This window comes from Streptomyces purpurogeneiscleroticus (assembly GCF_020024005.1).
GTDB lineage: Bacteria > Actinomycetota > Actinomycetes > Streptomycetales > Streptomycetaceae > Streptomyces > Streptomyces purpurogeneiscleroticus.
In genome coordinates this window covers 16126-28566 of record NZ_NHSG01000411.1, presented here as the reverse complement: position 1 = coordinate 28566, position 12441 = coordinate 16126, and the positions used below count along the sequence as shown (strand labels likewise).

The window sequence follows — 12441 nt, the reverse complement described above, 5'->3', positions numbered from 1 at the left end:
CCCGGCCCCGCACCCGACCCCGTAGCGCCGCCGCACACGCCCGAGGAGACCGGCCCGGTCGACTGACCGGGCGGGCCGGAGTCCTCGGGGGCACCGTCCGAGGAGACCGCCGATGAGCCAGACCGTCGTCGTCACCGGAGCGAGTGCGGGCGTCGGCCGCGCCGTCGTCCGGGAATTCGCCCGCCGGGGCGCCAGCATCGGACTGCTGGCCCGCGGTCAGGCCGGACTCGACGCGGCCGCCGGCGAGGTGGCCGCGGCCGGCGGCCGGGCCCTGGCGCTGCCCGTCGATGTCGCCGACCCGGACCAGGTCGAGGCCGCGGCCGACGCGGTCGAGGCACGGTTCGGGCCCATCGACGTCTGGGTCAACTGTGCCTTCGCCGGGGTCTTCGCGCCCTTCACCGAGGTGCGCCCGGCGGAGTTCAAACGGGTGACGGAGGTGACGTACCTCGGCTTTGTGCACGGTACGCAGGCGGCGCTGGCCCGGATGGTGCCGCGCGACGCGGGCACGATCGTGCAGGCCGGCTCCGCGCTGGGGGAGCGGTCCATCCCGCTGCAGTCCGCGTACTGCGGTGCCAAGCACGCGATCCTGGGCTTCACCTCCTCGGTGCGCACGGAACTGATGCACGACAAGAGCAACGTACGGATCACCGTCGTCCAGCTGCCGGCCCTCAACACCCCGCAGTTCTCCTGGGTGCTCTCCCGGCTGCCGCGGCGGCCGCAGCCGGTCGCGCCCATCTACCAGCCGGAGGTCGCCGCGCGCGGCATCGTCCACGCCGCCGACCACCCGTGGCGCAAGCAGTACTGCGTGGGCGGCTCCACCACGGCGACGGTGCTCGCCAACCGACTTTTTCCCGGCCTGCTGGACCGCTATCTGGCGCGTACGGGCTTCGACTCGCAGCAGACGGACCAGGAAGCCGGGCCGCCGGCGCCGGACAACCTCTGGAAGCCGGTCGACGGCATGGACGGCCGGGACCACGGGGCCCACGGCTCCTTCGACGACGCGTCGCACGGTCGCTCCTGTCAGCTGTGGGCCACCGAGCATGCCGGTGCCCTGGCCGTGGCCGCGGCCGCCGGGGCGCTGGCCGCCGCCGTCGCGCGGCGGACCAGGACCTGATGAGGAGCTTCGATGACGGAGTACGGCTATTTCCTCTCCTGCGAGGAGCACGACCCGCGCGCACTGGTGGAACAGGCACGCATGGCGGAACAGGCCGGATTCACTTCTCTGTGGATCTCCGACCATTTCCATCCGTGGAATGACGAACAAGGGCAGTCGCCCTTTGTCTGGTCGGTGATCGGAGCGCTCGCCGAGGCCACGTCGCTGCCCGTCGAGACCGCCGTGACCTGCCCGACCAAGCGGCTGCACCCGGTGATCACGGCACAGGCGGCGGCCACCAGCGCGGTACTCCTGAACGGCCGTTTCCGGCTCGGCGTGGGCAGCGGCGAAGCGCTCAACGAGCAAGTCGTGGGCGGCGAATGGCCGCAGACCTCGGTCCGGCTGGAAATGCTGGAAGAAGCGATACAGGTGATGCGGTCGCTCTTCGAGGGAAAGGAAGTCAGTCACCACGGAAAGCACTACACGGTGCAGAACGCGCGGCTGTACACCGTTCCCGAGGAGCCGGTGCGGATCGATGTCTCCGGCTTCGGGCCGACCGCCACGGAACTTGCCGCGCGGATCGGCGACGGATTCATCACCGTCGCGCCCGATGCGGACGCGATCGAGCGGTTCCGGCGGGGCGGCGGCGGGGGCAAGCCGGTGCACGGCGGCCTGAAGGTCTGTTACGGGACCGACCGCGAGGAAGCGGTGCGCACCGCGCACCGGCTGTGGGCGAACGAACAACTGCCGGGCGAACTGGGACAGGTACTGCCGACCCCGCGCCATTTCGAGCAGGCTTCGACCCTCGTCACTCGCGATCATGTGGCGTCCGCCGTGACCTGCGGCGACGACGTGGAGGCACATGTCGCGGCGGTGCAGGAGTACGCGCATGCCGGATTCGACACCGTCTACGTGAACCAGATCGGCCAGGACCAGCGCGGTTTCTTCGACTTCTATCGGACAAAGGTATTGCCTCAGCTGAAGGACTGAACACACCGGCCGCCGGGAAGAAAACCCGCGGGGCGAATACGCGGCGAATGCCGTGTAGCGACGGGCCCTGCGGTGGCGGGGCATCGGCCCGCCGCCCTACCGTGGAATTTCCCCGAGCCCGAGTGACCGGATATCCGAACGGCACGTCAATGCTGCGGACCACGTGACGGGCACCCGAATTCCCCGCCGGTGCGGCACGCCGGCCCGGCCGTTCAGGAGAAGCGATGTCCAGTCCTCCCCGGAGCCCCTCGTGCACTCAGTCGGCCGGCGGAGCCGTGGTGCTCCGCCCGCCGGAGTTCGACTGCGCCCGCGTCACCCAGGCCCGCGAGGAGATGCTCATCCTCCTCAACCGGGGCGCCGCGAGCCTGCTGGTGGACCTCGGCGCCTGCTCCACGGTCTGCGCCTGCTGCGGCGTGCCCGCGCTGGTCCGGGTCTTCCGGCGGGCCCGGGCCCTGGGCACGGCCTTCCACGTCATCGCGCCGCGGAGCGCGCAGGCCCGCAGGCCGCTGGAGGACGCGCAGCGGGTGAGCCGGGAGCCGTTCCCGCTGATGACCGCGAGCGAGGCGTAAGGGCGTGAGTCGGGGCGCGCACGAGTCCGTGCGCGCCCCGATGTGCTGCGGTGCTCCCGAACGAGTGGATCAGTACGGTCGGGTCCGCTCCCGGAACTCCTTCGCCGGCCGGGCGGACCCCGACTCCGGATAGGAGATCCGATCCGGATCGCCGTCCGAGGTGTACCGCGCGACCGCCCCGTCGCGCAGCTCGTCGAGCCAGTGCGCGGAGCCGAATTGGGCGTCCTTGACGTGCGCGCCCGCCGAGCGGATGCGGGGGATGCCGACCGGGTCGAAGGCGCTGGCGTACGGCGAGGGGGCCGGGCCCGCGCCGACGAGGTAGGCCCCGTCGTAGGAGTACCGCTTCCCGTCGGCCGCGCCCTTGATGTCCAGCCCTGGCGGGTTGGGCTGGACGCCGAACGGCAGGGCCAGCGAGGTCACCTTCGCACCCGGCACGCTCTCCTCGATGACCTGCTGGCCGGCGGCTATCTGCTGCTGCGCCTCACCTGCTGAGATGTCCCGCAGGTTGGCGTGGTCCCGCGTGTGGTTGCCGACCTCGAAGCCGTGCGCGTGCAGCCAGCGCAGCGCCTTCTTCGTCCCCGTCGCCGCGAACGCGTCGCCGTTCACGAAGAAGGTGGCGGCGGGCTTGAACCCCGGGTGCCGCCGGGCCACGTCGCGCAGGATGCCGACCGCGGAGTCCGCGACCGGCCGGCCGTCGTCCCCGAGCGCGAACTGACTGTCGGTGGAGTCGTCGAAGGTGAGGACGACCGGGTGGCGCCCGGCCGGTATGTCGATCTTCCCCGTGCTGTACGCGCCCGCGGTCACCGGTACATAGCCCTCCTTCGCCAGCCGCTCCAGCTCGGCGCGGAAGTCGGCGGGCCTGCGGTCGTAGTCGCTGCGCGGCTTGTCGACGATCTGGTGGTACATCAGCACCGGCACCGCGCCGAGCTCGTTGGCGTCCACCGAGGCCGGGGACTTGGACCGTGACGGGTGTTCCGGCCGGGTCGAAGGGGAATCCTGCGGACCACTGGCGGTTTTCGGAGCCGAGGGTTCCGGCGGTGGCGCACCACCGCGGGACTCGGCGCAGGAGACAGCCGACGCGGCCAGCGTCAGCAGGGACAGGACGACGAGGCCGGGCCGGCGGAGAGGGACCGGACGCGAGCGACGGAGATGCACGAGACCTCCCGGAAAGGGCGTGCCAATGCGGCTCAACTGGAAGACGCTTTTCCTGAATCCAACGGATTCCTCTACTTCCTCTACTTCCGCTGATTCCTCCCGTACTCGTTCCCCACGCAGAGCGCTCGTCATTCTTCTGGCCGGTGTCCTGGCCATGGCCCTCGTCGTCGGGGGCGTGCTGTTGGTACGGCAGTACCGCGCGCCCGCCTTCCGGCTGGCCGGGCTGCCCGCGGGCGGCGTGGTGAACGCCGCGGCGCTGGACAAGGGCGGGGTGGCGATCACCGCGCCGGAGGGGGAGCGGCTGCGCGACGCCGAGGTCACGCTCGACGGCAAGCACGTGCCGGTCCGTACGTCCGGGCGGCAGCTGACGGTGGGTCTGGACGGCCTCCGGGACGGCACGCACGAGCTGAAGGTCGCCACCGAGGGCTCGATGCTCGGCGGCGGCTCCGAGCTCACCCGCGAGCTGACCGTCGACACCACGCCGCCGAAGCTCGCGGTGGCCGACCCCGAGGGCCGCAGCCTGCGCGGACCGGTCACGGTCAAGGGCCGCGCGCAGGGCGCCGACGCCGTGACGGTCGCGGGCCGCAAGGCGGACATGGGCAAGGACGGCCGCTTCGCCGTCCGGCTCCCGCAGCCGCCCGCGAAGGCCACCGCCGTCGCCACCGACGCGGCCGGGAACACCGCCCGGGAGGACGCGGTGGTGACGGTACGGCGGCCGCTGCTGCGCGCGGTGCACGTCAGCGGCCAGGCATGGGCCTCGGACCAGCTGCGCGAGCCGGTGCTGAAGCTGCTCAAGGAGGGCAAGCTGAACGCCGTCCAGCTCGACATCAAGGACGAGCTGGGCGAGGTCTCGTACGACTCGAAGGTGCCCCTCGCGAAGAAGATCGGCGCGACCAAGGGCTACTACGACGCGAAGAAGGCCATCAAGGAGATCCATGCGGCCGGCGGCGCGGTCGTCGGTCGCATCGTCGCCTTCCGCGACCCGATCCTGGCCTCCGCCTCCTGGAAGGACGGCCACCGCGACCGCGTCGTCCGCACCCCCGACGGCGGCCCGTACGGCGCGGGCTCCAAGTACGGCTCCCTCTCCTTCACCAACTTCGCGAACAAGGACGTCCGCCAGTACCACCTCGACCTCTCCGCCGAGGCCGCGAAGCTCGGCTTCGACGACATCCTCTACGACTACATCCGCCGCCCGGACGGCAAGCTGAGCGGCATGTCCTTCCCCGGCCTGGGTAGCACCTCGCCGGAGGACTCGATCACCGGCCTGGTCGCGCAGACCCGCACGGTCGCCCGCGAACACGGCGCCTTCCTCGGCGTCTCCGTCTTCGGCATCGCGGTCACCCGCCCGAAGGAGATAGCCCAGGACATCGGCGCGCTCGCGAAGCAGTGCGACTACATCGCGCCGATGATCTACCCCTCGCACTGGGCCCCCGGCGAGTACGGCGTCTCCGACCCCAACTCCCAGCCGTACCCCATCACCAAAAAATCCCTCGCCGACTTCGTGAAGAAGACCCGCCACACCGACGCCCAGATCGTCCCCTGGATCCAGGACTTCTCCCTCGGCGTCTCCTACGGCGACGCCGAAGTGGCCGACCAGATCCGCGCGGCAGCGGACAACGGCATCCCCTCCTTCCTCCTGTGGAACCCGGGAGTGCGGTACCACGGCGGGGCGCTGAAGACGATGCGGTGATCTCCTGCCCGCCCGGGACGCCGTTCCGGGCGGGCGGTGGAGTGGTCGGGGGCCGCTGTTAGGCTGCCGGTGTGTCCCGTGGGGGAAGTCCGGTGAGAGTCCGGCGCTGACCCGCAACGGTGTGCGCGAGTGTGTCGGACGGGCCCGTCGTCAGGGGGCCGTGCGGGTGCTCGCGTGAGTCCGATGACCCGCGGGGTGGCATATCTCCCGACTGCTCGCCGCGGACTGCGAGAGGGATGACGCACGGACGCCCGCCCGGTGCGGGGTGCGCCGCCCCCTGTGTGTACGGACGCGGCCCGAGGCGAAGGACGCCCGCCCGTGCCCGCCATGACCACCGCCCCGGCACCCGCCGCGGCCGGACCGCCCGCGCTCCGCCGGCTGCCCGTTCCCGCGACCGCTGCCGTGCTCGCCCTGCTCCTGCTCGTCTCCCTGGTGTGCGGGGTCGGGCTGGGCGCGTCCGGGGTGACGTGGGGCGAGACGCTGCACTTCCTGGGGGCCGGGCTGAGCGGCGGGACGATACGGGGCGACGAGACCGGCGCGTACACCATCGTCTGGGAGATACGGCTGCCGCGCGCCGTGCTCGCGGCCGTGGTCGGCGCGGGGCTCGCCTCGGTCGGCGTGGCCGTGCAGGCCATGGTGCGCAACGCGCTCGCCGACCCCTTCGTGCTGGGCGTCTCCTCCGGCGCCGCGGTCGGGGCCAATGCCGTACTGCTGCTGGGTGCGTTCGCCGCGCTGGGGGTGTGGGCGCTGTCGGTGTCCGCGTTTCTTTCGGCGCTCGCGGCGATGGTGCTCGTGTACGCGGCAGCGCGTACCGCGTACGGGCTGCCGCCGCTGCGGCTGGTGCTGGCCGGTACCGCGCTGTCCTACGGGTTCTCCGCCATCACCACGCTGATGGTCTTCCGGGCCGAGCGCGGCGAGGCGGCCAGGGCCGCGATGATGTGGCTGCTCGGCAGCCTGGGCGGGGCGACCTGGGGCTCGGTGCCGCTCGCCGCGGTCACCGTGCTGCTCGGCATGCTGTACCTCGGTGCCAGGGCCGGGCACCTCAACGCGCTCGCGATGGGCGACGAGACCGCCGCGGCCCTCGGCGTGCGCGCGGGCCGGCTGCGGACCGAGCTGTTCGTGGTCACCGCCGCCGTCACCGCCGCGGTCGTCGCCGTGTCGGGCGCGATCGGGTTCGTCGGGCTGATGGTGCCGCACGTCGTACGGATGCTCGTCGGCGCCGACCACCGGCGGGTGCTGGTCCTCGCGCCGCTCGCCGGCGCCGTGCTGCTGGTCTGGGCGGACATCGTCTCGCGGCTGCTGCTGGCGCCCGCCGAGATACCGGTCGGAGTGGTCACCGCCGTGCTCGGCGTGCCCTGCTTCCTGCTGCTGATGCGGCGCGGCGGCTACGCGTTCGGGGGTGGCCGCTGATGCGCGTCGACGTGGCAGGGGTGACGGTCGAGCTGGCGGGGGCCCGGATCGTCGAGGACATCGCGCTGCGGGCCGACAGCGGGCAGGTCGTGGGGGTGGTCGGGCCGAACGGCAGCGGCAAGTCCACGCTGCTGCGGTGCACCTACCGGGCGCTGCGGCCCACGGCCGGCACGGTACGGCTGGACGGCGACGACCTGCACGCGATGGACGCGCGCGCGGGCGCGCGCCGGCTGGCCGCGCTGCCTCAGGAGTCCGCCGCCGAATTCGACTTCACCGCGGCCGAGGTGGTGGCGATGGGCCGGCTGCCGCACCAGCGCGGCGGCGCCCCCTTCACCGGCCGGGCCTCCGCCGCCGACGCCGCGCTCTGCGCCGAGGCGCTGGACCGGGTCGGCGCGTCCCACCTCGCCGGGCGCGGCTTCCGCACGCTTTCCGGCGGCGAGAAGCAGCGCGTACTGATCGCCCGCGCCCTCGCCCAGCAGCCCCGGGTCCTCGTCCTCGACGAGCCGACCAACCACCTGGACATCGCTCACCAGTTGGAAGTGCTGTCCCTGGTGCGCCGCAGCGGCCTCACCGTGCTCGCCGCGCTGCACGACCTGAACCTCGCCGCGAGCCACTGCGACCTGCTGTACGTGCTCGACGGCGGCCGCGTGGTCGCCTCCGGCCCGCCGCACGACGTACTGCGACCCCGGCTGCTGGCCGAGGTGTTCGGCGTACGGGCGCATCGCGTCACGCACCCGGTGACCGGCGCCGTGCAACTGCTCTTCGACCGCATCGACCAGGAGTGACCATGCCCGTACGACGCCCGGCGGCCGCGCTCGCCGCCCTCCTCGCACTGACCCTGACCGGGTGCGGCGCGCAGGTGGAACAGGCCGCACCCGATGATCGTGGGACCGCGGTCACCATTGAGAACTGCGGCAAGAAGGTCACCTTCGACAAGGTGCCCGAGCGGGTGGTGACCAACGATGTCGGCATCACCGAGATCATGTTCGCGCTGGGCTTGGAGGACCGGATGGCCGGGTTCGTCATGCCGGACGACAAGGGGAAGCTGAGCGGCGTGCCCTGGAAGGACGGGTACGAGAAGACGAAGTGGCTGTCGAAGGGCGAAATCACCAAGGAGCTGGCCGTCGACGCGCGCGCCGACATGGTCTTCGCGGGCTGGAACTACGGCTTCCGTGAGGGCGGCCTCACCCCCGCCGCCCTGCACAAGTTCGGCATCGAGTCGTACCTCCTCACCGAGTCCTGCCACAACGGGCGCGGCTCGGCACGCGGCATCATGCCGCCGCTGGAGGCGCTGTACACCGACCTCAACCAGCTGGGGAAGCTCTTCGGCGTCCAGGACCGGGCGCAGAAGCTGATCGCGGACTTCAAGGGGCGGGTCGCGGAGGTGCGGAGCAAGGCACCGAAGGGTACGGACCGGCCGTCGGTGTTCCTGTACGACAGTGGCCAGGACAAGCCGTTCACGGCGGGGCGGTACGCGGCACCGGACGACATCATCGCCAAGGCGGGCGGCCGCAGCATCACCCACGATCTCACCGACTCCTGGACCACGGTCGGCTGGGAGACCGTCGTCGAGCGGAACCCCGAGGTGATCGTGATCTGCGACTACGGCGACACGACCGCCGAGCAGAAGAAGCAGTTCCTGCTGAACTACAAGCCGCTGGCCAACGTCTCCGCGATCAAGAACAGGAAGATCGTCACGCTGGACTACGCGGACCTGGTGGAGAGCCCCCGCAACCCGGCAGCGATCGAGCGATTGGGTTCATACCTGCGCCGCTAGGGGCGCGGGGAACTGCGCGACCAGCCACGACGGCGCGTGACCCGGGCAGTTCCCCGCCCCCCTACGGTGGTTATCCGTCCGCCTCGGCGGACACCGGCTTCGGGATCAGGAAGGACGACGCAAACGCCGCCGCGATGATGACCACACCCGCGATCATCGCGGCGGTGTAGCCCGACGTCGACGCCGGATCGGCCGGAACCACGGCGGTCTTGACCGCGTACAAGACCGCAAAGCTCAGCCCCGCGCCCAGGTTGAACGCGCCCGCGTTCAGCCCCGGCAGGAAGCCCGGGTTGTCCCGCGGCGAGAGCACGATGCCCAGGCCGTTGAGGACGATGTTGGCCACGCCCGCGTAGGCGATGCCCACCAGGATGGACATCAGCAGGAGCAGCACCCGGGAGTGGCTTCCGCTGGTGACGATCATCAGCACGATGGTCACCACCGTGCCGACGAGCCCGAACCGCAGAACACGGCCGTACCCGAACGTCGCGGAGAGCCGGCCCGCCACCGGACCCATCGCCAGCCCCGCAAGCGCATACGGCGTCAGCGTCCACCACGCCGATGCCTCGGCCGACATGCCCAGACCCGCCTGCGCGTCCTGCGCGAGCGCCGGGATCAGCCCGTTCATGACGGCGAAGACGCCGGTCATCGTGAGGACCGTGGTCAGCAGCAGGGCCCAGGTCGAGCGCTGCTTGAGGTGGTGGGTGGCGACCAGCGGGTGGTCGCTGCGGCTCTCCGTGCGCCAGAACAGCGCGAAGGCAATCGCGGAGATCACGACGAGCGCGGCGATCAGCGGCCAGTTCGCGGCGGCCAGCTTGCCCGCCTCGTTGAACGCGGTCAGCAGGGTGCCGACCGAGATGACGAGGAGGAGTACGCCGGGCCAGTCCATTCGGCTCTTCACGGGCGCGGTGGACTCGCGGGTCATCGTGGCGACCATGACCGCGGCGAGCGCCGCGACGACGGCCATCGCCCAGAAGACCGCGCCGAAGCCGTAGTGGTCGGCGAGGTAGCCGCCCGCGAGCGAGTCCACGCCCGCGATGCCGCCGTTGACCGCGGTGATCACGCCGAGCAGGGTGCCGTACCGCTTCGGCTCGGTCACCTCGACCCGCAGCATGATCAGACACAGCGGTACGGTCGGGCCGCTCACGCCCTGGAGGACGCGGCCCGCGAAGAGCATCGGCACGCTCGTCGCCAGCGCGGCGATGACGCAGCCGATGACCATCAGGGTCATCATCCCGGCCAGCACCTTGCGGCGGCCGATCACGTCGCCGAGCCGCGGCAGGAACAGCGAGAAGAGTGCTGCCGCGGTGAAGAACGCGGTCTGGGTGAGACCGACCTCCGCCGAGGTGGCGTGGAGGCTGTCCTCGATGCTCTTCAGCGCGGGGCTCAGCATGCTCGCGTTGAGCTGGAAGGCGAAGCACGCCGCCAGCAGCGCGGTGAGCAGGACACCGACCCGGACGCCGGGTCTCTCCGTCAGGCCGCCCGAGGGCTGCCCCGTCGTGGTGGATGCGCTCATGCCAGTACGTCTCCGGGCTTCTGTGGGTTCTCGCCGATCAGCTCGGGGTCGCCGATCCGCTCCAGGGCATCCACGACCAGGTCCCAGAAGCGGCCGTGGTCCAGCTCGACCGCGACCTGGGTGCGGCAGTCGGCCGGCGCCGGCGCGCGGAAGTCCGTCACGGTCATGCCCTTGGTCAGGGTGCCCGTCAGCTCGATGTCCACCGGGGCCCGGCGGACGGTCATCACGTCCGGGTCGATCACATACGCGACGGCGCACGGGTCGTGCACCGGCGGCGACTCGAAGCCCTGGTGGTCGCGGTAGGTGGTGCCGAAGAACTCGAGCAGCTCCTCGACGAACTTGGCGGGCTTGGTGCCCAGCGCGGCGATCCGCTCGGCCACCTCGGGCGTCGCGAGCGCCTGGTGGGTGAGGTCCAGGCCGACCATGGTGACCTGCCAGCCCGCGTTGAAGACGATGTGCGCGGCCTCGGGGTCGATGACGATGTTGAACTCGGCGACCGCGCTCCAGTTGCCCTCGTGGTAGCCGCCGCCCATCAGGACGACCTCGCGGACCCGCTCGACGATGCGCGGCTCCTTGCGGGCGGCCAGCGCGATGTTGGTGAGGCCCGCGGTCGGGACGATGGTGATCTCGCCCGGCTCGTGGGACATCACGGTGTCGATGATCAGGTCGACGGCGTGCCGCTCGTCCAGGACGCACGTCGGGTCCGGCAGCACGGGGCCGTCCAGACCGGTCTCGCCGTGGATGTCACCGGCGGTCTCGATGTTCCGTACGAGGGGACGCGGGCAGCCGGCGGCGAAGGGCACGTCGGTGATGCCCGCGATCCGCGCCACGGAGAGCGCGTTGCGGGTGACCTTCTCCAGTGTCTGGTTGCCGACCACGGTCGTCACGGCGACGAGCTCGATGTCGGGGTTCCCGTGGGCCAGGAGCATGGCGATCGCGTCGTCGTGCCCCGGGTCGCAGTCGAGGATGATCTTTCTGGCCAACGGTCGAGCCCCTTTGCCCTGTTGAACGGTGGTGCGGTGACCCCTCCGGCAGAGCGTGGGAAATCGTTCTCCGAAGGGCCGCGAAGAGTTCACCCGCACACCGGGGTGCTTGTCAATGATTCATCCCACAGTGCCCGGCGGCTGCCCGGTGATAACGTTTGCCCGCCGTTGCCGCAGCGCACGCCGCTCGCAGGCGCGCAGCCGAGCCGAGCGAAGGGCGCGACCGTGGCCGAAGTCACCCTGAAGGACGTCGCCCGCGCGTCGGGCTGTTCCGTCGCCACCGTCTCCCGTGTGCTCGCCGGCACCCGCCCGGTCGGCGCGGAGACCGCCCGTACGGTACGCGAGGCCGCCACCCGGCTGGGATACCGCCCCAACCACGTCGCCCGCGCGCTGCGCCGCCGGGCCACCGGCACCGTCGGCCTGGTCCTGCCGCAGATCACCAACCCCTTCTTCCCCGCGCTCGTGCGCGAGCTGGAGCACGCGCTGCACGCCGCCGGGCGGGCCGTGCTGCTCGCCGACTGCGACGACGACCCGGCGACCGAGGCGGCCCGGATCGCGGAGTTCCTGGACCGGCAGGTGGACGCGCTGGTGCTGATACCGGTCGACGAGCGGCTCAGCCGGGAGGCGGTCGCGGACGCCGCGCGGCGGGTGCCGGTGGTGCTGCTGGACCGCGGCTGCGGCCCGGGCGTCGCCGACTCGGTCGCGGTGGACAACGCGGCGGGGATGGCACTCGTACTGGATCACCTGGCGGCGGCGGGCCGCCGCCGGCCGTGGTTCGTGGGCGCGGCCGGCACGACCTCCACGGCGGCCGAGCGGCGCGCCGCGTACGAGGCGGGCGCGGCAGTCCTTGACCCGCAGGCCCCCGGCCGGGTCGAGCTGGGCGACTTCTCCGTGGCGTGGGGGCGGGAGGCGGTCGACCGCATCTGGCCGTCCCGCCCGGACGCGATCGTCTGTGCCAACGACCTCATCGCGGTCGGTGCGCTCCAGCGGCTGCGCCAGCTGGGTGCCGAGGTGCCTGCCGAGGTCGCGGTCATCGGCTTCGACGACGTGCCCTTCGCGGGCCTGGCCGACCCGGCGCTGACCACGGTCCGCCAGCCGGTCGGCGAACTGGCGGCGGAGGCGGCCAGGTTGCTGGGTGAGCGGTCGGGGGACCGGACACCGGACGTGGGGCCGAGCCGTACGGTCCGGCTCACGCCGGAGCTGCTGGTGCGGGCGTCCGGCTGAGCGCACGTCACTCCATGCGCGGACCGCAGGGCTGATC

At 71.9% G+C, this 12441-nt stretch carries 11 protein-coding genes; 8 read left to right on the top strand and 3 right to left on the bottom strand.

Annotated features, from left to right (window positions below; all coding sequences use genetic code 11):
- The first annotated feature begins 112 nt into the window (after positions 1 to 112).
- The 3 genes from CCS38_RS30430 to CCS38_RS30420 all read left to right on the top strand — a co-directional run bounded on the left by CCS38_RS30430 (position 113) and on the right by CCS38_RS30420 (position 2652).
- Positions 113 to 1114, top strand: coding sequence for an SDR family oxidoreductase (locus tag CCS38_RS30430; RefSeq protein WP_223736554.1), 1002 nt, complete (start codon positions 113 to 115; stop codon positions 1112 to 1114).
- A gap of 12 nt (positions 1115 to 1126) precedes the next feature.
- Entirely contained in the window at positions 1127 to 2083 is a 957-nt protein-coding gene (locus CCS38_RS30425) for a TIGR03557 family F420-dependent LLM class oxidoreductase (RefSeq protein WP_223736553.1), read from the top strand.
- A gap of 224 nt (positions 2084 to 2307) precedes the next feature.
- The gene (locus tag CCS38_RS30420) at positions 2308 to 2652 is read left to right on the top strand and encodes an STAS domain-containing protein (RefSeq protein WP_223736552.1); all 345 of its coding nucleotides are present in this window, start codon (positions 2308 to 2310) and stop codon (positions 2650 to 2652) included.
- Between the two features lie 69 nt (positions 2653 to 2721).
- On the opposite strand, the gene CCS38_RS30415 is transcribed toward CCS38_RS30420, so the two are convergent.
- Complete coding sequence (locus CCS38_RS30415; protein WP_223736551.1) at positions 2722 to 3594, bottom strand: polysaccharide deacetylase family protein; 873 nt, start codon at positions 3592 to 3594, stop codon at positions 2722 to 2724.
- A 367-nt stretch (positions 3595 to 3961) separates the two neighbouring features.
- On the opposite strand from CCS38_RS30415, the gene CCS38_RS30410 reads away from it, so the two are divergent.
- The 4 genes from CCS38_RS30410 (at position 3962) to CCS38_RS30395 (ending at position 8684) form a co-directional block, all read left to right on the top strand.
- The gene (locus CCS38_RS30410; RefSeq protein WP_223736550.1) at positions 3962 to 5497 is read left to right on the top strand and encodes a putative glycoside hydrolase; all 1536 of its coding nucleotides are present in this window, start codon (positions 3962 to 3964) and stop codon (positions 5495 to 5497) included.
- 327 nt (positions 5498 to 5824) lie between these two features.
- The gene (locus CCS38_RS30405) at positions 5825 to 6907 is read left to right on the top strand and encodes a FecCD family ABC transporter permease (RefSeq protein WP_223736555.1); all 1083 of its coding nucleotides are present in this window, start codon (positions 5825 to 5827) and stop codon (positions 6905 to 6907) included.
- Positions 6907 to 7692: an ABC transporter ATP-binding protein gene (locus CCS38_RS30400; protein ID WP_223736549.1), complete on the top strand. Its 786-nt coding sequence runs from the start codon at positions 6907 to 6909 to the stop codon at positions 7690 to 7692. The genes CCS38_RS30405 and CCS38_RS30400 overlap by 1 nt, the downstream gene beginning before the upstream one ends.
- 2 nt (positions 7693 to 7694) lie before the next feature.
- A complete protein-coding gene (locus CCS38_RS30395) occupies positions 7695 to 8684 on the top strand; it encodes an ABC transporter substrate-binding protein (protein WP_223736548.1) in 990 nt (329 codons plus the stop codon).
- Positions 8685 to 8754: 70 nt separating this feature from the next.
- Here the strand turns inward: CCS38_RS30395 and uriT are convergent, their stop codons facing one another.
- Positions 8755 to 10197: a uridine transporter UriT gene (gene uriT, locus CCS38_RS30390; RefSeq protein ID WP_223736547.1), complete on the bottom strand. Its 1443-nt coding sequence runs from the start codon at positions 10195 to 10197 to the stop codon at positions 8755 to 8757.
- A complete protein-coding gene (gene uriH / locus CCS38_RS30385; protein ID WP_223736546.1) occupies positions 10194 to 11180 on the bottom strand; it encodes a uridine-preferring nucleoside hydrolase UriH in 987 nt (328 codons plus the stop codon). The genes uriT and uriH overlap by 4 nt, the downstream gene beginning before the upstream one ends.
- Before the next feature lie 225 nt (positions 11181 to 11405).
- Between uriH and CCS38_RS30380 the strand changes: the two genes are divergently transcribed.
- Positions 11406 to 12404 carry a LacI family DNA-binding transcriptional regulator gene (locus tag CCS38_RS30380; RefSeq protein WP_223736545.1) on the top strand — a complete coding sequence of 333 codons (999 nt, stop codon included), beginning with the start codon at positions 11406 to 11408 and terminating at the stop codon, positions 12402 to 12404.
- The last annotated feature ends 37 nt before the right edge of the window (positions 12405 to 12441 follow it).

Bases quoted from the DNA above. Each gene is read 5' to 3' on its own strand.
- CCS38_RS30425 (WP_223736553.1), top strand. From the start codon at position 1,127: ATGACGGAGTACGGCTATTTCCTCTCCTGCGAGGAGCACGACCCGCGC.
- CCS38_RS30420 (WP_223736552.1), top strand. From the start codon at position 2,308: ATGTCCAGTCCTCCCCGGAGCCCCTCGTGCACTCAGTCGGCCGGCGGA.
- uriT (WP_223736547.1), bottom strand. From the start codon at position 10,197: ATGAGCGCATCCACCACGACGGGGCAGCCCTCGGGCGGCCTGACGGAG.
- CCS38_RS30400 (WP_223736549.1), top strand. From the start codon at position 6,907: ATGCGCGTCGACGTGGCAGGGGTGACGGTCGAGCTGGCGGGGGCCCGG.
- CCS38_RS30430 (WP_223736554.1), top strand. From the start codon at position 113: ATGAGCCAGACCGTCGTCGTCACCGGAGCGAGTGCGGGCGTCGGCCGC.
- CCS38_RS30405 (WP_223736555.1), top strand. From the start codon at position 5,825: ATGACCACCGCCCCGGCACCCGCCGCGGCCGGACCGCCCGCGCTCCGC.
- CCS38_RS30395 (WP_223736548.1), top strand. From the start codon at position 7,695: ATGCCCGTACGACGCCCGGCGGCCGCGCTCGCCGCCCTCCTCGCACTG.
- CCS38_RS30410 (WP_223736550.1), top strand. From the start codon at position 3,962: ATGGCCCTCGTCGTCGGGGGCGTGCTGTTGGTACGGCAGTACCGCGCG.